This is a genomic window from Comamonas sp. Z3 (assembly GCF_008121565.1).
Classification (GTDB): domain Bacteria; phylum Pseudomonadota; class Gammaproteobacteria; order Burkholderiales; family Burkholderiaceae_C; genus Comamonas; species Comamonas brasiliensis.
Map to the genome: position 1 here is coordinate 12,494 of NZ_VOQU01000005.1, position 23,270 is coordinate 35,763.

19 protein-coding genes are annotated in these 23,270 nt (G+C 62.0%); 15 read left to right on the forward strand and 4 right to left on the reverse strand.

Annotation, left to right across the window (positions count from 1 at the left end):
* The first annotated feature begins 28 nt into the window (after positions 1-28).
* The 7 genes from FSY59_RS15450 to FSY59_RS15480 all read left to right on the forward strand — a co-directional run bounded on the left by FSY59_RS15450 (position 29) and on the right by FSY59_RS15480 (position 7,318).
* On the forward strand, positions 29-988 hold the full coding sequence (locus FSY59_RS15450; protein ID WP_148729267.1) for an integrase core domain-containing protein: 960 nt from the start codon (positions 29-31) through the stop codon (positions 986-988).
* Positions 989-1,618: 630 nt separating this feature from the next.
* Entirely contained in the window at positions 1,619-2,215 is a 597-nt protein-coding gene (locus FSY59_RS15455; RefSeq protein WP_148729268.1) for an alpha/beta hydrolase, read from the forward strand.
* 217 nt (positions 2,216-2,432) lie between these two features.
* Positions 2,433-3,434: a sulfate ABC transporter substrate-binding protein gene (locus FSY59_RS15460; protein ID WP_003079689.1), complete on the forward strand. Its 1,002-nt coding sequence runs from the start codon at positions 2,433-2,435 to the stop codon at positions 3,432-3,434.
* Positions 3,435-3,601: 167 nt separating this feature from the next.
* Positions 3,602-4,459 carry a sulfate ABC transporter permease subunit CysT gene (gene cysT / locus FSY59_RS15465; RefSeq protein ID WP_003055648.1) on the forward strand — a complete coding sequence of 286 codons (858 nt, stop codon included), beginning with the start codon at positions 3,602-3,604 and terminating at the stop codon, positions 4,457-4,459.
* A complete protein-coding gene (gene cysW / locus FSY59_RS15470) occupies positions 4,459-5,499 on the forward strand; it encodes a sulfate ABC transporter permease subunit CysW (protein ID WP_003055646.1) in 1,041 nt (346 codons plus the stop codon). Before cysT ends, cysW begins: the two co-directional genes overlap by 1 nt.
* A 29-nt stretch (positions 5,500-5,528) precedes the next feature.
* On the forward strand, positions 5,529-6,656 hold the full coding sequence (locus FSY59_RS15475) for a sulfate/molybdate ABC transporter ATP-binding protein (RefSeq protein ID WP_003055644.1): 1,128 nt from the start codon (positions 5,529-5,531) through the stop codon (positions 6,654-6,656).
* Positions 6,657-6,817: 161 nt separating this feature from the next.
* Positions 6,818-7,318 (forward strand): disulfide bond formation protein B, encoded by a 501-nt coding sequence (locus tag FSY59_RS15480; protein ID WP_029158687.1) that lies wholly within the window; start codon positions 6,818-6,820, stop codon positions 7,316-7,318.
* A 118-nt stretch (positions 7,319-7,436) separates the two neighbouring features.
* On the opposite strand, the gene FSY59_RS15485 is transcribed toward FSY59_RS15480, so the two are convergent.
* Both FSY59_RS15485 and FSY59_RS15490 read right to left on the reverse strand, forming a co-directional pair.
* Complete coding sequence (locus tag FSY59_RS15485; protein WP_003055638.1) at positions 7,437-8,153, reverse strand: glutathione S-transferase; 717 nt, start codon at positions 8,151-8,153, stop codon at positions 7,437-7,439.
* A 139-nt stretch (positions 8,154-8,292) separates the two neighbouring features.
* Entirely contained in the window at positions 8,293-9,156 is an 864-nt protein-coding gene (locus tag FSY59_RS15490; RefSeq protein ID WP_003055635.1) for a LysR family transcriptional regulator, read from the reverse strand.
* A 113-nt stretch (positions 9,157-9,269) separates the two neighbouring features.
* Here FSY59_RS15490 and bla point away from each other — a divergent pair, with 113 nt between their 5' ends.
* From bla to FSY59_RS15530, 8 genes are all read left to right on the forward strand, one after another.
* Entirely contained in the window at positions 9,270-10,175 is a 906-nt protein-coding gene (bla, locus tag FSY59_RS15495; RefSeq protein ID WP_003055632.1) for a class A beta-lactamase, read from the forward strand.
* Positions 10,176-10,373: 198 nt separating this feature from the next.
* Positions 10,374-10,841, forward strand: a complete 468-nt coding sequence (locus tag FSY59_RS15500; protein WP_003055630.1) for a sigma-70 family RNA polymerase sigma factor — start codon at positions 10,374-10,376, stop codon at positions 10,839-10,841.
* Positions 10,838-11,833, forward strand: a complete 996-nt coding sequence (locus FSY59_RS15505; RefSeq protein WP_148729269.1) for a FecR family protein — start codon at positions 10,838-10,840, stop codon at positions 11,831-11,833. Before FSY59_RS15500 ends, FSY59_RS15505 begins: the two co-directional genes overlap by 4 nt.
* Positions 11,834-11,978: 145 nt before the next feature.
* On the forward strand, positions 11,979-14,516 hold the full coding sequence (locus FSY59_RS15510; RefSeq protein ID WP_253279338.1) for a TonB-dependent siderophore receptor: 2,538 nt from the start codon (positions 11,979-11,981) through the stop codon (positions 14,514-14,516).
* Between the two features lie 10 nt (positions 14,517-14,526).
* Entirely contained in the window at positions 14,527-16,167 is a 1,641-nt protein-coding gene (locus tag FSY59_RS15515; RefSeq protein ID WP_148729270.1) for a PepSY domain-containing protein, read from the forward strand.
* Entirely contained in the window at positions 16,164-16,481 is a 318-nt protein-coding gene (locus FSY59_RS15520; protein WP_003055623.1) for a hypothetical protein, read from the forward strand. Before FSY59_RS15515 ends, FSY59_RS15520 begins: the two co-directional genes overlap by 4 nt.
* Positions 16,478-16,834, forward strand: a complete 357-nt coding sequence (locus tag FSY59_RS15525) for a DUF3325 domain-containing protein (protein ID WP_148729271.1) — start codon at positions 16,478-16,480, stop codon at positions 16,832-16,834. The genes FSY59_RS15520 and FSY59_RS15525 overlap by 4 nt, the downstream gene beginning before the upstream one ends.
* A gap of 206 nt (positions 16,835-17,040) precedes the next feature.
* Positions 17,041-18,465 carry a chloride channel protein gene (locus tag FSY59_RS15530; protein WP_043372559.1) on the forward strand — a complete coding sequence of 475 codons (1,425 nt, stop codon included), beginning with the start codon at positions 17,041-17,043 and terminating at the stop codon, positions 18,463-18,465.
* A 325-nt stretch (positions 18,466-18,790) separates the two neighbouring features.
* On the opposite strand, the gene FSY59_RS15535 is transcribed toward FSY59_RS15530, so the two are convergent.
* A complete protein-coding gene (locus tag FSY59_RS15535) occupies positions 18,791-21,184 on the reverse strand; it encodes an adenosylcobalamin-dependent ribonucleoside-diphosphate reductase (protein WP_003055617.1) in 2,394 nt (797 codons plus the stop codon).
* A 244-nt stretch (positions 21,185-21,428) separates the two neighbouring features.
* On the reverse strand, positions 21,429-23,120 hold the full coding sequence (locus tag FSY59_RS15540; RefSeq protein WP_148729272.1) for a 2-isopropylmalate synthase: 1,692 nt from the start codon (positions 23,118-23,120) through the stop codon (positions 21,429-21,431).
* Positions 23,121-23,270: the final 150 nt, after the last annotated feature.

The window sequence follows — 23,270 nt, forward strand, 5'->3', positions numbered from 1 at the left end:
TCTTCAGCCTGGAACAGGAGAAAGCACTATGGCAATCCGCCGGCATGGCAGCACCCGCACAACGCCGCGTATCCGCGCAGAACTCCAGCGAGCGACCGGCTCCCATCGGTCCTTGGCCAAGCTCTACGGCAGCAACCCCAAGACCGTGGCCAAGTGGCGTGCACGCACCTCGGTGCTCGATGAGCCGATGGGTCCTCGGGACACAGCAAGCCAGCATCTTTCCCAGGAGCAAGAACACCTGGCGATTGCATTGCGCAAGCAAGGGCATCTGTCGCTGGACGATCTCATGGGGCAGATCCTGGAGACAGCCGCCTTGCATCGATGCCCGCAGCGTCACGGAATCAGTCGACAGCCCGCAACGCAGTTGCCACGAAGGCACGGAAAGTTTGAAGAAACGACGCTGGGCTTCGTGCACATCGACAGCGCCGAAATGAAGATCTCCTGCGGCAGACAGCGCATGTTCGTCGGCATAGACCGCATCACAAAATTCACGCATGTCGCGTTCTTTGACAGGGCCACGAAAGCCAACGCAGCGCCGTTCCTTCGGCAGGTGCTTGTGGCCTTCCCGTACCGCATACATACCGTTCTGACGGACAACGGCATGGCCTTCACAGGGCAAGAACGCTTCAGAGGCGGCGTCACTGACACATGCATCGGTCACAGCTTCGAGCGCATCTGCAAGTTCAATGGCGTCGAGAAAAGGCATACCAAGCCGTACCACTACTGGACGAACGGCATGGTCGAACGCACGAACCGGATCATCAAGGAATCTACGCTCAAGGCTTACGCGAACGAGGGACTGGAGCATGTCCAGGCCTTCGCTCAAAGCTACAACTTTGGCAAGCACTTGAAGGCGCTCAGGTGGAAGACACCATTCCGGGCGATTTGCGAGGCATGGGAAAAAGATCCAAGCCGCTTTAGACTTCATCCGCACCATCTCACTGTGGGACTGAATATCTTAGTGAAACGTCAGGATGGCGACCAATGACGAGCTCTTTTGATCGCTTTCCGTATCGGTAACGCAGCACCCATGATGCTTTGCCAATGCTCGCACTTGCCGCGGTCGGGATGAAGGTAAGGCCATCGCCGATTCCACGATCGACAGTTCCTTGTCTGATCCAAGCCCTAAGAGTCTTGTCGGAAACATTCCTTGTTGGTTCAACCATTTCTCTCTCCAGAATTGCGAAAGCAATCTGGAAGCCAGGTCACTAGCTAGGTGTCATTGCATGCTAGATGCGCTGTGAACGCGCTTCCGTGCTGATCGAGCAAGGTTTGATATGGCTTCCTGCCGGGTTAAAGGGAAGGATTGGTTGTAAGTACGATTCAGTGGAGTGAAAAAAATCCCCCGCGCATTCCCCCACACCATACGTGCGCCTGCCTGAAACCGCTTGCGACCAAATGGTGCAGATGTGCATCTGAAATCAAGAGCTTTGAAGTAAATGTGAGGCGCTATGCGCCTCCTTGACTTGCCCTTGAGCTTATGCCCATAAGGTAACAACAAAACATTCGTTGGGATTTGGGCAGGCCCTGCCCACAATGACTGCCTTGTTATCAGATCAGGAGCACGCCGGGCTTTTTCCTTTGGCACGGCTGGCGCTCCGAGATTACAGGAGGCAGCATGACATCCCCGTTTCGCATCGTGATCGTGCCAGGCTGGCGCAACTCCGGCCCCGGTCATTGGCAAAGCCTGTGGGCAGAGCAGCTGGAGGGAGCCGTGCGTGTACAGCAGCAGGACTGGCTGGTGCCGCACCGCGATGCCTGGGTGGCGGAGCTGGAAAGAGTCTTGCTTTCCGATGAGCGTCCTGCCGTCATCGTGGCTCACAGCCTGGGCTGCATCACGACCGCGCATCTGGGCGAGGCTGCTGCAGCGCGCGTGCACGGAGCCTTGCTGGTGGCGCCGGCCGACCCCGAGCGCCGCGCCCAGTTGGCAGACTTCGCTCCCGTGCCTTATGCGCCGCTGCCCTATCGCAGTGTGCTGGTGGCCAGCAGCAATGATCCGTTCTGCCCCATTCGCCGTGCGGGCGCCTATGCGAGGGCCTGGGGCAGCGAACTGGTGCGTTTGCAGAACGCCGGACATATCAATATCGAATCGGGCTTTGGCGCCTGGCCGCTCGGTCTGGCGCTGCTGCAGTCGCTGACAGAGCAGGGGGGCTGGAACGCACAGACCCCGGCTCCAGGGCCAAGGTCTGAACCTGCAGCTGCACTTGCGGCCTGAGCCAATAGGCTGCCAGCGCTTTCCATTTATCATTTTTGATAGCTGCATGTGCTTTCTGGTAAAGCGTTTGCGCTATTTTTGCTTAAGCTTTGAGCGCTGCTTCATTCTTTATATTGATTTTCGGAATAACAAAGAAAAATATATTCTTTTGAGTTTTAAGGAGTCGTTCGCACAATGTATACATCTATACACATTGCTCAAGAAAAGGCAGCGAACCATGCATTCCGTGAAGCTCAAGACATTGTTGGCATCCATCGCACTGGCAGCAGCAGGCGCTGCCTCGGCACAAACTCAGCTGCTCAATGTCTCCTATGACGTGGCGCGCGAGTTCTACAAGGATTACAACGCTGCCTTTATCGCCCATTACAAGAAGACCAAGGGCGTGGACATCAAGGTGGATCAGTCCCATGGCGGCTCCAGTGCCCAGGCGCGCGCCGTCAACGACGGTCTGGCTGCCGATGTGGTGACCTTCAACACGACCACCGATGTGGATTTCCTGGCCCAGAACGGCGTGGTCGCCAAGGACTGGAACAAGAAGTTCCCGCACGATGCATCGCCCACGACATCGACCATGCTGTTCCTGGTGCGCAACGGCAATCCCAAGAACATCAAGGACTGGTCCGATCTGGTGCGTCCCGACGTGAAGGTCGTGGTGGTCAACCCCAAGACAGGCGGCAATGGTCGCTACGCCTATCTGGCCGCCTGGGGCTCGGTGCGTGAAAAGGGCGGCACCGATGCGCAAGCGGCCGAATTCGTGCAGAAGCTCTACAAGAACGTGCCCGTGCTGGGCAAGGGCGGCCGCGATGCGACCAGCATCTTCTTGCAGCGCAACATCGGCGATGTGCTGATCACCTTCGAATCCGAAGTCGTGTCCGTGGACCGTGAGTTCGGCCAGGGTAAGGTCGACGCCGTCTACCCATCGGTGAGCATCGTGGCCGAGAATCCTGTGGCCGTGGTCGAGCGCACTGTCGCCAAGAAGGGTACGACCCAGCTGGCCACCGACTATCTGCAATGGCTGTACTCCGACGAAGCCCAGGAAATCGCCGCCAAGCATGCGATCCGTCCTCGCTCCGAAGCGGTGCTCAAGAAGCACGCCGACCAGTTCAAGCCGATCAAGCAGTTCACCGTGGCCAAGTACTTCGGCTCCCTGACCGAAGCGCAGAAGGTGCACTTCAACGATGGCGGTCAGTTCGACAAGCTGTATACGCCCGGTAAGTAAAGACATCCCCAGAGCGGCTATGCCGCTTTCCCTCTCTCGCTGCGCGGGAGGGGGGCGACGCCCCAAGCGTAAGGGGCGGCCCTTGCTCGGCGTCCCTATGGGGCGCCTACCTGCTCATAGGTCCGGCATGTTGGCTGCGATCACTTTTTCTACATCGCCTTTTGAATATGTCCTCTGCTGCTCTAGCCCCCCGCAAGGCGCGTAGTGCCAAGCGAGTGTTGCCCGGTTTCGGGCTGACGCTGGGCTACACCATTTTCTATCTGAGCATCATCGTGCTCATCCCGCTGGTGGCCTTGCTGTTCACCAGCTTTTCTCTGACCTGGGAGCAGTTCTGGTCTGCGGTTTCGGCACCTGCCGTGGTCGCTTCGTACGAGCTGTCCTTCACCATGTCCTTTATCGCGGCCTGCGTGAACGTGGTGTTCGGCATGCTGATCGCCTGGGTGCTGGTGCGCTACCAGTTCCCCGGCAAGAAGGTGGTGGATGCGCTGGTCGATCTGCCGTTTGCGCTGCCTACGGCCGTGGCCGGTATCTCGCTGTCGGCGCTGTATGCGGGCAATGGCTGGATCGGACAGTACTTCGAGTCGCTGGGCATTCAGATGGCCTACAACCCCAAGGGCATCGCCATTGCACTGATTTTCATCGGCCTGCCTTTTGTGGTGCGTACCGTGCAGCCGGTGCTGGAGGACTTCGAGAAGGAGCTGGAAGAGGCGGCAACCAGCCTGGGTGCATCGCGCTGGCAGATCTTCTACAAAGTCATCCTGCCGCATATCGGCCCGGCGTTGCTGACCGGTTTCGCCATGGCTTTTGCGCGCGCCGTGGGTGAGTATGGCTCTGTGATCTTCATTGCCGGCAACATCCCCATGGTTTCGGAAATCACTCCGCTGATCATCATGGCCAAGCTGGATCAACACGATGTGGCGGGTGCCACGGCTGTGGCCGTGGTGATGCTGCTGATCTCTTTTGTATTGCTGCTGCTGATCAACGCACTGCAGGCATGGCAGCGCAAGGCGCAGGGAGGCCGCTGATGTCTTCGATTCACGCAGCCATTCAAGCGCTGTTCCCCAATCTGCTGCCCATCTGGGCGCACCTCATCACCATCGTCGCCATTGCCCTGGTGGTGCTGGTTGCGCTGTACAGGATCACGGCCCCACCCAAGAGCGCCAGGCTTGAGAAGATGACCACCACCGAGCCGCGCTGGGTGCGCTGGGTTCTGACCACGGTGGCCCTGCTTTTCATGCTGGTCTTCCTGATCCTGCCGCTGCTGTCCGTTTTTGGCGAGGCGCTGCGCAAGGGCTGGGATGTCTACATCACCTCGCTGGGCGAGCCCGATGCGATCTCGTCCATCAAGCTCACGCTGATCACGGCACTGATTGCCGTGCCTTTGAATCTGGTCTTCGGTGTGGCTGCCGCATGGTGTATTGCCAAGTATGAGTTCAAGGGCAAGGCCTTTTTGACGACCTTGATCGATCTGCCGTTCTCCATCTCGCCCGTGGTTGCGGGTCTGATGTACGTGCTGGTGTTTGGCGCCAATGGCTGGCTGGGCCCGTGGCTGGCCAAGCATGAGATCCAGATCATCTTTGCCGTGCCCGGCATTGTGCTGGCCACCGTGTTCGTGACCTTCCCCTTCATCGCCCGTGAACTGATCCCGCTGATGCAGGCCCAGGGCAGCGATGAGGAGCAGGCCGCCATCGTGCTCGGTGCCTCGGGTTGGCAGACCTTCTGGAATGTCACCTTGCCCAATATCAAATGGGGTCTGGTCTATGGCGTGATTCTGTGCAATGCCCGTGCCATGGGCGAATTCGGCGCCGTGTCCGTGGTCTCCGGCCATATCCGGGGCCAGACCAACACCATGCCGCTGCATGTGGAAGTGCTGTATGCCGACTATCAGGCGGCTGCCGCCTTTGCCGTGGCATCGCTGCTGGCGCTGCTGGCGCTGGTGACGCTGGTGATCAAGTCCCTCGCCGAGTGGCGTGCCGAGCAGCAGGCCAAGGCTGCTGCCGAAGCGCCACCCGAGCGCCCAGGCCAGATCAGCCTCGCAACGAACAAAACCGCCAAGGCAGCCTGAGCTGCCCGGATCAGATCAAGAGATTCATCATGAGTATCGAAATTCGTAATGTCAGCAAGCAGTTCGGCGATTTTCAGGCCCTGCGCGATGTGAGTCTGGATATCAAGTCGGGCGAGCTGATCGCCTTGCTCGGCCCCTCGGGCTGCGGCAAGACCACACTGCTGCGCATCATCGCGGGTCTGGAGACGGCCGATGTGGGCAGCATCCACTTCAGCGGCGAAGACACCACCGATGTGCATGTGCGCGATCGCAACGTGGGCTTTGTGTTCCAGCACTATGCGCTGTTCCGCCACATGACCGTGTTCGAGAACGTGGCCTTCGGCCTGCGTGTCAAGCCGCGCAAGGAGCGCCCCAGCGAGGCCGTCATCAAGGAAAAGGTCATGAAGCTGCTCAAGCTGGTGCAGCTGGACTGGATTGCCGAGCGCTACCCATCGCAGCTCTCGGGTGGTCAGCGTCAGCGTATCGCGCTGGCCCGCGCCCTGGCCGTCGAGCCCAAGGTGCTGCTGCTTGACGAGCCCTTTGGTGCGCTGGATGCCAAGGTGCGCAAGGAGCTGCGCCGCTGGCTGCGTCAGCTGCACGACGAGTTGCATGTGACCTCCATCTTCGTGACCCACGACCAGGAAGAGGCGCTGGAAGTGGCGGACCGCGTGGTGGTCATCAACCAGGGCAAGATCGAACAGGAGGGCACGCCTCAGCAGGTCTGGGACAACCCGGCCACCCCGTTTGTCTATGGCTTCCTGGGTGATGTGAACCTGTTCAAGGGTCGCGCCAGCGACGGCCGTGTCTATCTGGACGAAGGCATGCAGCTTGACAGCAGCGATGCGCGCGGTGCCCAGGACAGCCAGGCTTTTGCCTATGTGCGACCCCATGATCTGGAAGTGGAGCGCTATTCCCCTGGCCAGAATCTCGACGCCCAAGGCCGGCCCACAGGCATCGTGGCCCAGCTTTCTCGCGCCATTGTGGTCGGCCCCATCGCAAGGCTGGAACTTATTCCCTCGGAGACCACACCAAACGCCAGCCATGCCGGTGAGGACGGGTTGATTGAAGCCCAGATTCCCGCACAGCAGTTCAAGGACATGGGTCTGCGCGAAGGTGAAACCCTGGTGGTGACACCGCGCCGGGCCAAGGTGTTCCTGGATGAGGCGGCCGGGATTTGACACCCCCTGAGGCGCTATGCGCCTTCCCCCTCTCTTAGGGGGATGACAGAGTCGCCGCGAGGCGGCTCTGGCTTGCAGTCTTCTGCGAAGGAGTCATGCAGGCATCAGAGGGCGTTATCCTTGGTGCTGGCATGATTTAGAAATTTCGTAGAAAGATAATGATGCTTCAATGGTTTGAAACTGCGCCACGGCGCATCCTGGCGCTCATCAGCGTCGCCTGTGTGGCCATGCTGGCGTTTGGCCTTTACCTGCAGCATGTGGTGGGCCTGGAGCCTTGCCCCATGTGCATCGTGCAGCGTTATGCACTGATTTTGGTAGCTATCTTCACCGGCCTGGCAAGCGTTAGAGGGCAAAAAGGCTGGTGGATGAGTTTTGGTATTCTGGCCCTGTTGAGCAGCGGTTTCGGCGCGTTCGTGGCAGCACGCCAGAGCTGGCTGCAGTGGTATCCCCCCGAGTTTGCGACCTGCGGCCGTGACTTCTATGGAATGATCGAGCACTACTCCTTCAGCCGCTCCATTCCCATGATCTTCCAGGGCTCGGGCGACTGCGCCGCCATTGACTGGACTTTGCTGGGCGGCTCCATTGCCAACTGGTCATTTGTCTGTTTTGTGGCGTTTTTCGTGATTTTGGCGGTGCTGTTGTTCAAGGGCGCGAAGCGCTAATCTTGTTGACGGCAATGCCACAAAAAATCCCGGCAAGCGCAAGCTGCCGGGGTTTTTTGATGCTTGTCAAACGCGTGCCATCGCTGTCAGCCAAGCGTTCGCAGCCATGGCTGCGGCATCAGAGGCTTTCCACGCTCTCGCCCACAAAGGTCGGCCCCTTGCCGCCCGGAACCCAGCCTGGATAGGTTTCCATGACTTCGGCAAACAGGGCCGAGTCAATCCAGCGCTGCAGCCAGTGCTGCAGATGAGGCCAGGGCTGCTCGTTCCACTGCGCTTCGTCGATACGCGCGTACTGCCTTACAAAGGGGCGTAGTGCCATATCGGCCAGGCTGGGGTTCAGGCCGAACAGATAGCCGGTCTCCTCGAGCTGATCGTTCAGGGCCGCCAGCCAGGTCAGCGCATCGGCCTGGGCCTGGTTCACGGCTTCGGCGTCATGGCGCTCGGGGTATTTGCAGCGGTCAAGAGCCTGTTTGAAGAAGCCGTCATTGCGCTCGATCAGAGCCAGCATGTCTTCCAGGCTGCCATGCGTGGGTTGCAGCCAGCCGTCGGGGTCGTTGCCGCGCAGCGCATGCAGCATCACCTCGAGGCTCTGATCGATGACTTTTCCATCCTGGAGCACCAGCACGGGCACCGTGCCCTTGGGCGACGCGTCGAGCAGCGCCTGCGGCTTGTTGCGCAGATTGATTTCACGCAGTTCGCAAGCCAGGCCCGCATGGGCCAGCGCCAGACGGGCGCGTATGGCATAGGGGCAGCGGCGGAAGGAGTACAGGACGGGCAGGGTGGCGGCGGCAGTCAAGGCAGGTGTCTGATGAAATGAATAAAACCAAAGCGCCATGGCGCTTGCTGGGCGTGTACTTTACCCGTTGCCCTGAAGCCATGCAGACCTGTGCGGCTTGGCGGCTGCTGAGGACTCATGGATTGATAGCATGAAACGCTTGGTAGGAAACGGTTTTGTCCATTGAAGAGCGCTGGTTTCAGTCGGTTTGCAGCTGGGTCATCAGCCATTGTCTGAAGGTCTGCAAGGCGGAGCTGGCCTGGCGTGACTTGAGATAGGTCAGCCAGTAGGCGCCGGTATCGACCTCGTGGGCAAAAGGGCGCACCAGCCGACCTTGCTGCAGCATGTGCTCGAACATGCGCGCGGGCAGCAAGGCAATGCCTGCGCCCTGGGCGGCGGCCTCGGCCAGCGTCAGCGAGGAGTCGAACATGGCTCCGCGTGCCAGCGGGGCAGTCTGGTCCAGGCCGGCAAACCAGCCTTCCCATTCCTGGGTGCGATAGGAGCGCAGCAGGGTTTGCCGGGCCAGGTCGGCAGGCTCGCGCAGCTGCTGTGCCAGCATGGGGGTGCACATGGGAGAGAGCGGAGCCCGCAGCAGCATCTGCGCGTGCGTGCCATGCCAGGCACCGTCGCCAAAGCGCACGGCGGCGTCCAGTCCTTCGCCAGCCAGATCGACGCGATTGTTATTGGTCAGCAGCCGGAGGTCTATATAGGGATGCAACTGCTGGAACTGGCTTAGCCTGGGAATCAGCCAGCCGATGGCAAAAGTGCCGACCACGCCCACGCTCAGGATTTCGCGTGGCCGCGGTTCCGCCACCTGCTGCAGCGATTGTTCTATGCGCTCAAAGCTTTGCGCCACCACGGGCCACAAGGCCTGGCCTTCGTCGGTCAGGGCCAGACCGCGGGGCAGGCGGCGAAACAGCGGCTTGCCCAGGCGTTCCTCTAGATTGCGGATATGTTGGCTGACGGCAGCCTGCGTCACATGCAGCTCCTGTGCGGCGCGGGTCAGGCTTAGATGGCGTGCCGCCGCATCAAACATGCGCAAGGCGTTCAGTGGAAGCTGCATGGGACGATAGAGGTAAAAGTTTTTCTAATGGATGGCGTCAATTATTACTGCTGGTTCACCTGAATACAGCGCGATATGCTTCAAACCATCACAGTTAACTACAAGAGGATCTTATGCAACGACGCAGCATGCTAACAACAGGACTGGCCTTGGGTCTGGGGGCCTGGGGACTGAGCGGCTGTGCTTTTATCTCCAAGCAGCAAGCTGCGGCGGCGAGAACATTGAGCGACGAGCTGGCGGCGCTGGAAATTCAGTCTCAGGGCCGGTTCGGCCTGTATGTGGTCGATACCGTCAGCGGCGCCGAGGCAGGCTGGCGCGGCGACGAGCGCTTTCCCATGTGCAGCACCTTCAAGACCTTGCTGGCCGCCCGCGTGCTCTATCTGGCGCAAAGAGGCGAGATTCGTTTGTGGCGCAAGCTCTATTACTCTCCAGCCGAGGTCGTTGCATGGTCGCCGATATCCGAAAAGCGGGCGGGAGCCAATGGGGGCATGACGGTGCAGGAGCTGTGCGAAGCGATGGTGGTTGTCAGCGACAACACGGCGGCCAATGTGATGCTGGAAGCCAGCGGCGGGCCGGCAGCGCTGACGCAATGGCTGCGCGAAATGGGTGACGGCACCACCAGGCTGGACCGCAACGAACCTTCGCTGAACACTGCGCTGCCCGGCGATGAGCGCGACACCACGACGCCACGGGCCATGGTGCAAAGTCTGCAGAAGCTGCTGCTGGGCGATGTGCTGGAAGGCTATGCCCGTGCACTGCTGCAGCAATGGCTGGCGGACAGCCGTACCGGCGACAAGCGCGTGCGTTCCGGCATGCCGGGGGACTGGAAGGTGGGCGGCAAGACTGGCAGCGGCGAGAGGGGCACGGCCTGCGACACGCTCATCGTCTGGCCTACCGCGCAATCAGCGCCGCTGCTGGTAACGGCCTATCTGACCGGCAGCCCGCTTGATGGGGCAGGGCGTGAAGCCGTGCTGGCCAGGGCTGGCGAAGCGATCAAGCGCTGGTATTACGCGATCTGATCAGCGATGGAGCCGCAGGTTCACAGCTTGTCGCGACACTGGTTCTGCATTGATGCGACGAGGCCTTGATATTTGTCATTCAATGAGATTGATTCTCATTTTCTGATAGAGTCTGCGCTTTCCCGCTCCGTCGCTGCATGCTTTGCGGCTGATCCCAGAGCCTGGGCGGCATGCCTCGCAAGAGGTCGAGGTGTACCCGTGGTTGCGCACTATTACGCAGAACTCGTCAGTTTCTTTGCCCGCTCGCTCAATAGCCGGGATGCGGCCGCGGATGTGGTTCAGGAAAGCTATGCCCGCGTATTTGCCATGCAGTCGCAAGATCTTGCAATACGGGACTTGCGGGCACTGCTGTTTCGCACCGGCAAGAACATCGTGATCGACGATGCGCGCCGCCGCACTGCCGAAGCCCGCATGCTGCAGACCCTGGCCGTGGTGGCTGCAGATGAAGCACCCTCGCCCGAGCGTCAGGCGCAAGGGCGGCAGCAGCTGGTCTTGCTGTCTCGCCGTTTGCAAGCCATGCCGCGCAAGCGCCGCGAGGTGTTTGTGCTGGTGCGCATCTATGGCTTCAGCCATGCCGAAGCCGCAGCACATATGAATATCAGCGAAGCTGCCATCGAAAAGCATGTGGTGCGCGCAGTGTGCGATTGCATGGGGCTGACCTCATGAGTGCCGACGCTTTCTTCGGCAAGCCGGATCGCAAGCGCCTGGAGCACGCCTTGTTGCTGATTGCGCGCCAGCATGGCGCAAGTCCTGATGTGGCGAAGGCCGCAACGGAGGCGCTGGTGCGCTGGCGTGCCAGGGAACCTGCGAACGAACAGGCGGCGCAGGCGGCCATGGCAGGCTGGGCTGCGACACAAGGCAGTGCCTTGCAGGGCGAGATGCCTTTGCCCGGGACTCATTCGGCGCGTGTGCAGCAGACCCGTCGTCGTGCGCTGTCCGTGCTGGGGGTAGCTGGTGTGGCGGGCCTGGCCGGCATGCTTGGCCGCTGGCATTGGCTGCAGCCAACGGAGCAGATGGCGCTGCATACAGGCCATGGTCAGCACCTGAGCCGCCATCTTCCCGACGGCAGCCAGCTTGATCTGGCGCCAGGTACCGACGCATCGGTGCTGCTGTATCGCCAGCGTCGCGAGGTTCATCTCCAGCAGGGCGAAATCCGGCTCAACGTAGCCCATGACGCAGAGCGTCCCCTCGAGGTGCACACGGCCCTGGGCCGCGTACGTGTGCTGGGCACGGTTTTCTCCGTGGCGCTGCGGCCTGCCGGCCTGCAGGTCAGCGTTGCTCAGGGGCGTGTGGCAGTGTGGAAGCAGGGCGCCATGGCCGATCGGCCCCCCGACGCGCTCCTGACCGCAGGCCAGGGCTTGCGCCTGGATGCAGGCGGCCGGCTTGCCCCTTACTCCCTGAACGCGGCGGATGTGGGCGCCTGGAGTGAAGGCTGGCTGGTGTTTGACCATACACCACTGCCCGAGGTCGTGGCGCGCTGGAATGACTACCTGACCCAGCCGCTGGTGCTGGACGATGCAGTTTCTCTGCAAGCCCTGCGATTGACCGGCAGCTTCAAGCTGCGCGAGCCTGCCACCTTCATCGCCAGCCTGCCGCGCTCCTTGCCCGTGCGGGTGCAGTCGCTGCCCGATGGCAGAGTCACCATCCGCCGGCGCTGACGGCAGGCCTGTCCGGCTGAAAATTTTTTGTCCGGTACAAGCCGTTTCATGCGTCTTCACTGTGAAAGCACTTAGACAAGCAATTCACAGGATGCATTTGATGAAAAGAAATCACTCTCATTTTTCTTCTGGACAAGGGGAGGGGATGGCTGCGGGTTCGCATTGCGGCAGTCTGCGCAGCGTGGCTCTGGCCAGTGCCATGGCTTGTCTGGCCTGGTCAGGTCTGGCTGTGTTGCCGACGGCTCATGCCCAGAGCGCCAGCAGCCATACGGCCATGTCCACCTCCCACAGCCTGAGTGTGCCTGCCCAGCCCCTGGGACAGGCATTGAATGCATTGGCCCGCACCTGGGGGGTGTCGATTTCGGTCGACGCAGCCTTGGTGGAAGGCCGTACGGCGCCGGTGCTGCAAGGCGTTCAGACCTTGAACGAGGCGTTGGCAAAGGCGCTGACTGGGAGCGGGCTGGAAGCGGTCCCTGTCGGGGCGGCCATCACCGTGCGCCGCCACAGCAGCCAGACCGGCATGCTGGGCGAGGTGACGGTGACGGCCCAGGCTGAACGCGAAGCCACAGAGGGCAGTGGTTCGTATGCCGCCTCATATGTGTCCCTGGGCAAAGGGCAGGACATCCGGGAGACTCCACAGTCGATCTCGGTGGTGACGCGTCAGCGCATCGAAGATCAGGCCATGAGCAATGTGGGCGAAGTGATGCAGCAGACCACCGGCGTGACGGTGGACTATGGCGGTGCGGGTGGACTGGGTGGTGCGGCCACCAGGTTTCTGTCGCGAGGCTTCGAGATCAGCAATGTGCAGATCGACGGTGCCAGTGTGGACGCGTTCAGCCAGCAGCTGTTCGACCCCAATCTGGCCATGTATGACAGTGTGCAGGTGGTGCGCGGCGCCAATGGCCTGTTCAGCGGCAATGGGGAGCCCGGCGGTGCCATCAACCTGGTGCGCAAGCGTCCTACGGCGCAAAAGCAGATTCTGGGCTCGGTGGGCGTCGGCAGCTGGAATCGCAAACAGGCCGAGCTGGATGTTGCGGGTCCGTTGAATGAAGCAGGGAGCCTGCGTGGTCGTGCCGTGCTCGCGCATTCGGACAAGAACTTTTTCTATCGCGGAGCGGATTCGCAAAACAGCCTGCTCTACGGCATTCTGGAAGCCGATGTGACCAGCTCCACGCGTGTGAGCCTGGGAGCCAGCTACGACAAGCTCAAGGCCACTCCCTGGCGCGAAGGCCTGCCCCGTGCTGCCAATGGCGACGATCTGAAGCTGTCCCGCAAAACCGCGCTGATGGCGGGTTGGAGCCACTACGACAAGAGCGCCAAGGAGATTTTTGCGCAGCTCGACCAGCAACTGGCGGGGGACTGGAAGCTCAAGGCTCAAGTCAATTATCAGAAGGTGGACAGCGATTCACGGCTGGCCAGTCTCAGTGGAGCCGTTGACCCTGCAACAGGTCTTGGCGCCAACTGGACCGGCTTTTCCAACGACTTTCGTTCGGAGAAAAAAAGCCTGGATGTGCATGCCAGCGGCCCGTTCTCGCTGTTCGGCCGCAAGCACCGGTTGCTGCTCGGTGCGGACTGGAGCAAGGTGCGTGACGATCAGGACACTTACTACTCAGAGATGGACACGCCGCTTTCGCTGACCAATGTCTATGAGTTCGATCCTGGCCGGATTCCCTTTGCGGTGCGCGAACGCATGACGCGCAGCTATCCCGGCTACGGTGCCACGCAAAAAGGCTTCTATGGTCGTGCCAATCTGAGCCTGACGGATCAGCTCACCGCCATAGTCGGAGGGCGTTATGCCAGCTACTCCTACGACACGCCGTATATCAACTACAACGCCGACGGCAGTGTCCGGGCCAGCGGCCGCGAATACTACAGCGAAAGCGGCATCTTCACCCCCTATGCGGGCCTGGTCTACGACCTGGGCAAGCAGTGGACAGCCTACGGCAGTGTGACCGAGATCCACAAGTCGCAGGCCAATATGCTGGCAGGCCCTGTACCGGGGGCGGCGCTGGATCCGATCAAGGGCCGAAGTTTCGAGCTGGGCGTGAAGGGAGAGCTCGGCGAGGGCAAGCTCAATACTGCGTTTGCCCTCTACCGGATAGAGCGCAAGGGCCAGGCGGTGCGTGATCCGCGCTATCCGGAAGCCGATATCGGCAACTTGGGCCTGAGCTGCTGCTATGTGGCCCAGGGCAAGATCATCAGCCAGGGCCTGGACATGGAAGTCACCGGCCAGCTGGCGCAAGGCTGGCAGTTGTTTGCCGGCTATACATACAACCACAATCGCAACAAGACCGACCCGTCGCAGCTGGTCTATAGCTCCATCACGCCCAAGCACCTGTTCAAGCTCTGGAGCAGCTATCAGCTGCAGGGCCAGCACTCGCCCTGGACCGTTGGCGGCGGCGTGACGCTGCAAAGCGCCACCTATGTCAGCGGCACGGCCAACAGCTACAACCCGGCATCGGGCCAGTACGATGGCGATGCCGTTCCCTTCCGCTTCACTCAGGCCGGCTACGCCGTCTGGGGGGCCAGCGTGCAATACCGCATCAATCGCAACTGGTCGGCTGCACTCAATGTGCACAATCTGTTCGACAAGACGTACTACAAGACGGTTGGAACCTCGGGCAGCGGCAACTGGTATGGCGAGCCGCGCAGCGTGCTGCTGACCTTGCGTGGCGCATTCTGAGCGGGCCGACATGAGCGGCAAGCCAGCATCTCAGCCCGGACTTCGCCAGACCATGTCATGGCTGCACACCTGGTGCGGCCTGGTGTGCGGCTGGCTGCTCTGCGCCATTTTTCTGACGGGCTCGATCAGCGTGTTCCGTGAACCCGTCACGCTGTGGATGCAGGCAGTGCCACTGGAAGGCAGCGGCCAGCAGCCGCTTTCTCTGAACGAGCGTCTGCAGGCCTTGCGGCTGGCCGAGCAGCACCTGAGCAAGACGGCGCCGGATGCCGGTATCTGGCGCATCGGTCTGCCGCTGCAGACCGGCGAGGGCGTCAAGGTGTTTGCGCGCTCCCTGGACGGCAAAGTGCAGGCCAGCCTGCATGGGCTGACGGGCCAAGTCCTGCCTGAACCCGCCCTGCGCCAGACCGAAGGCGGGCGGCACTTCATGTCCTTTCACTATTCTCTGCAGGGCGGTATCGCGGGCTTCTGGGTGGTGGGACTGGTATCGATGTGCATGATGGTGGCGCTGGTCTCGGGCGTGATCGTGCACCGGCGCATCTTTCAGGACTTCTTCACCTTCCGGCCCGGCAAGGGGCAGCGTTCCTGGCTGGATGCGCACAACGCATCGGCCGTGCTCACGCTGCCGTTTCTGTTCATGATCGTCTACACCGGACTCGCGCATTTCTACACCAGCTACATGCCCTGGCCGCTGCAATCCCTGTACGGGCAGGAGCGCTCGGCCTACAGCCGCTACGAGTCCGAGCTGAAGGCCAGGCCAGAGGTGAAAGCGGCTTCAGATGCGCCTGCCATTGCCGGTGCGGATCTTGTCGGCCTTGCGCAGCAGGCCCAGTCCTTGCTGGCGCAGCCTGTGGTGGAGGTGTTGGTGCAGCGACCCGAGCACGGTCGGGCCACGGTGCGTTTCATGGAAGGCAAGCCGGATACGGCGGCGACGCGCCAAATGGTCAATGTCGCCAATTCGGCGACCTTCGATGCCGTCGACGGCCAGCTGCTGCAGCTGCCCGCCAACCCGCCGTCCAGTAGTTTTGCAAGCGATACCCATCCCGTCATCAGCGCGCTGCATCTGGTCACCTTTGGTGGCTGGACGATGAAGTGGCTGTATTTTGTTCTGGGTCTGATCGGCACCGCGATGATTGCCTCCGGATCGATACTGTTTGCAGTCAAGCGTAGAGCAAAAAGCGGTAACGAATGGGGCGTTGCAACGCATTTCATGTACCGCTGTATCGACGCGCTCAATGTGGCAGCGCTGGCAGGCTCGTCACTGGCGTCGATTGCCTATCTATACGGCAACCGACTGCTGCCGCTGGCGCTGGAGCTGCGCTCCGGCTGGGAAATCCGCGTGTTCTTTGCCGTCTGGGCATTGAGCCTGCTGCATGCGCTGCTGCGCACAACGTACAAGGCATGGCGCGAGCAGCTATGCGCCCTGGCCTTGCTATGTCTGGGCTTGCCGCTGCTCAATGCCATGACTACAGGCCAGCACCTGCTGCTGTATCTGGCGCAGGGTGACGGCCGGCAAGCCGGGGTGGAGCTGACCTGCATGGGGTTGGGCCTGCTGGTGGCCTGGGGGGCCTGGCGGCATGAGAAGTCGCGGCTTGGCAAGAGCGTGCGGCAGCCGCGTGCGGCCCGTGGCGCGATCTCAGGAGGTCTCACATGACAGCGGCTGCAATGACCCAGGCAGAGACCAGGCGCTATCACTGGGCCGTGCTGCTGCGCGTGCTGATGGCCACTCTGGGCGGCTATGCGCTCACGGCGCTGGCTTGTGTCGTGCTGGCCCATGCGCTTGTGGCCCTCGGTGCCATGCAGCCTGCACCCGCCGTGCTGTTGTCCACCTTGCTCAGCTTTGTGATCTACACCGTAGTGGCGCTCTGGGTCTTTCATGTGCGCAGCCTGCCGAGAGTGGCGGCATGGATGGCAGGCTCGGCTGCCGTGATGGCGGTCGCGCTGCAGGCGCTGAAAGGCCTGGCATGAGTTTCTGGCCGTTGATGATCTGCGTTCTGGCGCTGTGTCTGGCAGGCATGCTGGTGCTGAGCCAGGCCATGGACAGGCATTGCCATCAGATCGTATCGCGCAGTGAGCCCGGGTCTGTGCAGCGGGCCTTGCTGCGCGTGATGGGGGCGGCGCTGATGATGGCGGCTCTATGGCTCTGCACAGGTTGCTGGGGTGGTGTGGTGGGAATAGTCGTCTGGCTCGGCTGCCTGAGTGTGGCCGCGCTAGGCGTCGCATGGCTGCTGGCCTATATGCCTAGGCATGGCGCAGTGCTTGCGGTCATGGGCGGCCTGGCCGCCTTGGCGTGGACGATCCTGACGCAACCGATGCGATGACAGCGGCCGCCCCGGGATAGACCGCTGCGGTCTATTTGCCCAGTACAGTCCGCCTGGTTCTGGTGGGGACTCCAGGCTCGGGTCGCCATTCGGCACACCTGCGATGCAGGCCGTTGTGGACATTGCCAATCTGCGTAGCCCTGCAGCTGGCGCAGAATGTGGGTATTCGCCCATTTTTGCAGCCGCCCCGAAACGATTGCCCGCCCATGCAGCAAGAGCCAGATTTCTTCCATAACCTCAATGAAGAGATGCGCGACGGAAAGCGCTGGCTGGAGCGGACAATAGTGCTGGCCTATGCTGCGGCAGCAGGCCTGAGCGTGGTGGCATTCACGCTGCTGGCCGAGGCAGCTTTCGGTTTTTTCGAGAGTATCTATCACGGCGTCAACGGCTGGCTGGTGCTGATCTGGATGCCGGCCGTCACGGCTGCCGCCGTCTGGGCCACGCGCAAGTGGGCGCCTGGGGCCAGTGGCTCGGGCATCCCGCAGGTGATTGCCACGCTGGAGCCGTCGGTCGATGCCGGTCTGCGCAAGCGCTTTGTGTCGCTGTGGCTGTCGTTTGCCAAGATCGTGCTGTCCAGTGCGGGATTTCTCGCTGGGCTGTCGATAGGGCGCGAAGGGCCGTCGGTGCAGGTGGCTGCCGGTGTCATGCATTCGGCCCGGCGCTGGCTGGGCCCCAAGTCCGTCATCAACACCCATGCCTTGCTGGTGGCTGGCGGCGCTGCAGGTATTGCCGCCGCCTTTAACGCCCCGCTGGCGGGCGTGGTGTTTGCGATCGAGGAGCTTTCGCGCAAGCTGGAGTCGCGCTCCAGTGGTCTCATCATCGCGGCGATTGTGCTGGCCGGTCTGATGGGGGTCTCGGTCTTCGGCAATCTGAGCTATTTTGGTCGCATCCGCGTGGCTGAACTCGGCTGGCGCGACCTGCTGCCTTGCCTGGCCGTGGCGCTGACCTGCGGCGTGCTGGGCGGCCTGTTCGCCAAGCTCATGACCCATTCGCTGACCTCGTCCACCGAGCGCCTCAACAAGCTCAGGTCGCGCTTTCCGATTCGTTTTGCCGCGGTGCTGGCCCTGCTGATTGCCGTCATCGGCGTGGTCACCGGCGGTGCCACCTTTGGTGCGGGCTCGGAGGCCGTCAAGCATATGCTGCAGGGCGAGGCCGACGTGCCCGAGTTCTATGTCACGCTCAAGTTCATCGCCACCTGGCTATCGGCTTGGGTGGGCGTGCCCGGCGGCATCTTCGCTCCCTCGCTGTCGATTGGCGCAGGTGTCGGGAACAATGTGGCATCGCTTGCTGGGACTACGGATATAGCTCCTGCCTTGATAGCAATGGGCATGGCCGCCTTTCTGGCGGCCGTGACTCAGGCGCCGCTGACGGCTTTCATCATCGTGATGGAGATGGTGGACGGCCACGCTCTGGTGCTCAGCCTGATGGCATCGGCCATGATCGCCAGCATGATCTCGCGCATGATTGCGCGGCCCCTGTACGAGTCGCTGGCCTTGCACATGCTCCAGGTGGCACGGGCTTCCCTGCCCAAGGAGCCTGAGCCCGAGCCTGCGACGGCCCCAGTGGAGACCGCGCAGACGCAGCCCTCCATTGAGCCGGCAAAGGCAGACGCTGAAGGCAAGACCTGCTGAGGTGCGTCCGGCAAGGTGCGGCCTGTAAGCCATGGCCGACGAGGCGCGACAGGGTGCCCTCGGTCATGCGCTCGTCGGCATGGATCATCCTGATGTCCGCGACGACCCGATGCAGCCGGACCGGCGAGAGACATGGCAGCGGCCATGGACTGCTGCAATCTACGCATGCCAGCCCATGAAGCCCTGCCTGCATGGCGCTCGGCAGGCGGGCAGGCTCTCAGCATCATCCCAACGCACGCAAGCAGCGAATCCCTATGCAGCCGCGCTGCGGGCGACCGCTGCTGGCGGAGCACTTCCGCCAGTCGCCAGTTTGCGGGCCTGTCCGCTAGCCGCAGGCCCCCACATAGCCGCAAGCCGTGCAGAACGCACAGCCGTCCTTGCGGATCATGGCGTGAGCGCCACAGTCGGGACATTTCTTGCCATTGACCGAGCCATTGCCTTCGGGGGCGGCGGCCGGCGTGGCTGCCGTGCTGGGGGCGGGCTGGGGCAAGCCCCGGTTGGCGATGATGCTCTGGATGGCATAGGCCAGCAGGGCCACCTCGCTGTCGTGCCAGAGCGGGATGCGGCTGCCGTCCTCGCGCGTTCTACTGCCATAGCGCACGGGGCCACGGTCCCAGGCCACCTTGCGCAGATCGGCCAGGGCCTTGTCGAGAAAACCGCCACGCGCGGCCAGGCTCAGGCTGCGCATGGTGGCCGTGATCCATTGCTGGCTCTCGCCGGTCTGGCCCACAGGCATGAAGAACTCGATGGGACGCTCCACGCCATCGACCACCATGAAGCTGACGACGAGGTAGAGACGCCTTATGCCGTCATGCGTGAAGTATTCGATCTTGTCGACCACGGCGTTGAGCGGACCTTCGGGGCGGCGCTCTATCACGGCCGTCATGCCGTTGGAGCCTGAGGAATTGATAGCGGCCTGCGCTTTATCTGTAGGCGTTTGAGAGGGTTTTGAGGCAGATTCTGTGGAGAGCACTGCACCCAGCGTATCGTTGGGGCGGTAGGTGGCACAGCCCTTGAGGCCGGCCTCCCAGCATTCCATATAGAGGTGCTTGAAGTCCTCGAAGGGATAGTCGGCCGGGATGTTGACGGTCTTGGATATCGAGGTGTCGATAAAGGGCTGGACGCAGCGCATCATGGCCACATGCTCGCTGGCGCTCAGCTCCAGCGCACTGACAAAGCACTCGGGCAGCGGGGCCTCGTCGCCATGCATGGCCTTGTACAGGCGGTAGGCATGGTCCTGTACGGTATAGAACTGCTCGCCGCCATCGGCCGTGCGCTTTCTGCGTGTGTAGGTCCACGAGAAGGCCGGCTCGATGCCGTTGGACGCGTTGTCGGCAAAGGCCAGCGATACCGTGCCCGTGGGGGCAATGGACAGCAGATGGCTGTTGCGCAGTCCATGTTTTCTGATGTCCGCACGCAGTTCCTTGGGAAGGCGTTTGGCAAAGCCGCTTTTCAGATACTGCTTGGCGTTGAACAGAGGGAAGCTGCCTTTTTCCCGTGCCAGCTCCACCGAGGCGGCATAGGCTGCATCACGCATATTGCGGGCGATGGCCTCGGCCTGTTGCAGGCCTGCATCGCTGGCGTAATGCAGGCCCAGCAGAATCAAGGCGTCGCCCAGCCCTGTGAAGCCCACGCCGATGCGGCGCTTTTGCTGCGCCTCGCGCTGCTGCTCGGGCAGGGGCCAGACGGTGGCATCCAGCACGTTGTCCAGCATGCGCACCTGAACGGCGACGGCGGCGCGAAAGGCTTCCAGGTCGAAGAAGGCCTGCGGTGTGAACGGCTCGCGCACGAATCGCGTGAGTATGACCGGGCCCAGATCGCAGCAGCCGTAAGGCGGCAGGGGTTGCTCGCCGCAGGGATTGGTGGCGGCAATCTGCTCGGCATACCAGAGGTTGTTGTCGGCATTGATGTTGTCGAGGAACAGAATGCCAGGCTCGGCAAAATCATAGGCCGACCGCATGATGGCGTCCCAGAGCGTGCGCGCAGGCTGGCTTTGATAGACCCACAGCCCATCTTCACGACGATGGGCTCCAGCCTGTATCTGTGCATCGCTGGGGCTGGCGACATGGAGCAGCTCCCATTCGGCATCGTCCCTGACCGCCTGCATGAAGGCGTTGCTCACGCCGACCGAGACATTGAAATTGTTCCAGCGGCCTTTTTGACGCTTGGCGGTGATGAACTCCAGCACATCGGGGTGGTCGATGCGCAGCACGCCCATCTGGGCGCCGCGTCGTGCGCCCGCCGACTCCACCGTGGTGCAGGATGCATCGAAGACATCGATGAAGGAGCAGGGGCCCGAAGCATTCGAATTGGTGCCGCGCACCAGCGCACCGCGTGGGCGCAGATTGGAAAAGTCATAGCCCACGCCGCCGCCGCGGCGCATGGTCTCGGCCGCCTGCGACAGCGCCGTGTAGATGCCGGGGTTGCCTTGGGTGTCGAAGCCATTGGTGGCATCGGCGACGGGCTGTACGAAGCAGTTGATCAAGGTGGCCTTGGTGTCCAGCCCCGCAGCCGCCATGATGCGGCCGGCACCGATGGCGCCGAGTTGCAGATTGAGCAGAAATTTTTGCTCCCAATGCGCTTGAAGCTCGGGCTTTTCAACGGCGGCCAGGGCGTGTGCCACGCGGGCAAACAGGTCTTGTTCGGACTGCTCGCCGTCGGCCAGATATTTTTCGGCCAGGACGTCCTGGCTGATGGCCTGGGGAGGGAGTGTGTTCATGGCATGCCTCATGCTAAATGCAGTTCAAATGCAATTCGACTTTGTAGCGCAGACCGCCTGGAAGTGACGTGACGCAGCGCAACATCCGCGGGACTCCAGCTGGCCAGAGGCTGCCGGTGGCAGCTCATGTCTGTCCCAAAATTGTGACAGACCCTTTGGCTCGGGAGTCCATGCGCTGGCAGTCGCTGAAACCCGGTGACAGGGCCGGGGTTGGCATGCGGCGGCCCGTCTGCTCGGGCGGGGCCTAGCGAGGGTTGGGCGCGCGGGTCTGAACCACCTCGCCCTCAAAGCGCGCAGCGGCATTCACGACCGCCATCACCGATGCAGTGACGATGTTCGCCTGCATGCCTACGCCAAACCGCGAGCCGGGCACGCCAGGCCAGGCGGCTTCGACGATGGCAAGCGCGCAGGCGTCAGCGCCATTGCCCAGGCTGCGCTCCTCATAGCTGTCGATGCGCAGCGGCAACTCCAGCGCCGCAACCGCGGCAGCGATAGGACCGTTGCCCATGCCGCTGCTTTGCCTGGACTGTCCGTCTGCATCGTGCCAGTGCAGCTCGACACCCTGGCCTTGCTCGCTGTCGAACAACCGGTGGCCTTGGTAGCGCAAGACCGGTGACTGGGTATGGGCATGCAGATAGGTGGCTTCGAACAATGACCAGATCTGCGCGCTGCTCAGCTCGGTTTCGCTGCTGTCGGCCCAGGCCTGGACGATGGCGCTGAATTCGATCTGCATGCGCCTTGGCATGGTGATGCCCCAGTCCTTTTGCAGCAGGAAGGCAATGCCGCCTTTGCCGGACTGGCTGTTGACGCGCACGATGCTGTCGTAGGTGCGTCCCAGATCCTGCGGGTCTATGGGCAGGTAGGGAACGCGCCAGGGAGCATCGGGTTTTTGCGCCGCAAAGCCTTTGGCAATCGCATCCTGGTGCGATCCGGAGAATGCCGTGAACACCAGATCGCCCACATAGGGGTGGCGCGGATGGATGGGCAGGGCCGTAGAGGCTTCGGCAATGCGGGCCACGGCAGCGATATCGGAAAAATCCAGGCCGGGGGCAATGCCCTGCGTGTAGAGGTTCAGGGCCAGGGTCACCAGGTCCACATTGCCGCTTCGCTCTCCGTTGCCAAACAGGCAGCCCTCCACACGCTGGGCGCCTGCCAGCAGGGCCTGCTCGGCGCAGGCCACGCCAGTGCCTCTGTCGTTGTGGGGGTGTACCGACAGCGTGACATGTTCGCGCCGTGCCAGGCGCCGGTCCATCCATTCGATCTGGTCGGCAAACACATTGGCAGTGGAAACCTCGACGGTGGTCGGCAGGTTGATGATCATGGGGCGTTCAGGGCCGGCATCCCAGGCGGCAATGGCGGCATTGCAGACGGCCAGGGAAACGTCCAGCTCGGCCATGCAGAAGGTTTCCGGGGAGTACTGCAGCACCCATTCGGTTTCGGGGTGCTGCTCGGTCAGCTGCCTGAGGTGGCGCACATGGTGCTCCACCATGGCAATGATCTGCGGCACTTCCATGCCAAAGACGATTTCGCGGAAGGCCGGTGCCACGGCGTTGTACAGGTGCACGATCACGCGGCGTGCGCCCGTCACGCTGTGCACCGTGGTGGCAATCAGGTCCTCGCGCAGCTGGGTGATCACCATAGGCGTGACGTCTTGCGGAATCAGCTGCGCGTCGATCAGGTGGCGCACGATGTCGAAGTCGGTCTGGGAAGCGGAGGGAAAGCCGATTTCAATTTCCTTGAAACCGATGGCGACCAGCTCCTGGAACAGCCGCAGCTTGCGCTCGTGGTTCATGGGCTCGAACAGAGCCTGATTGCCGTCGCGCAAATCTGTCGACAGCCATACGGGCGCTTGCGTCAATGTACGGCCAGGCCATTGGCGGTTGGGCAAGTCCACAACGGGAAATGCGCGGTATTTGGTAGAGGGATCAGCCAGCATAGGGACCTTGGAGTAGTAGAAATGATGATCTGGTCTCCCTGCCCGGATTGGGCTGGCTGAGGTCGGGGTCTGGGGAGACCGGAGAGTAGCCATGCGCAAGCGCGTGCGTACGGACCCCGACCAGATGTCAGAGCCAGTAGGCATAGCGGA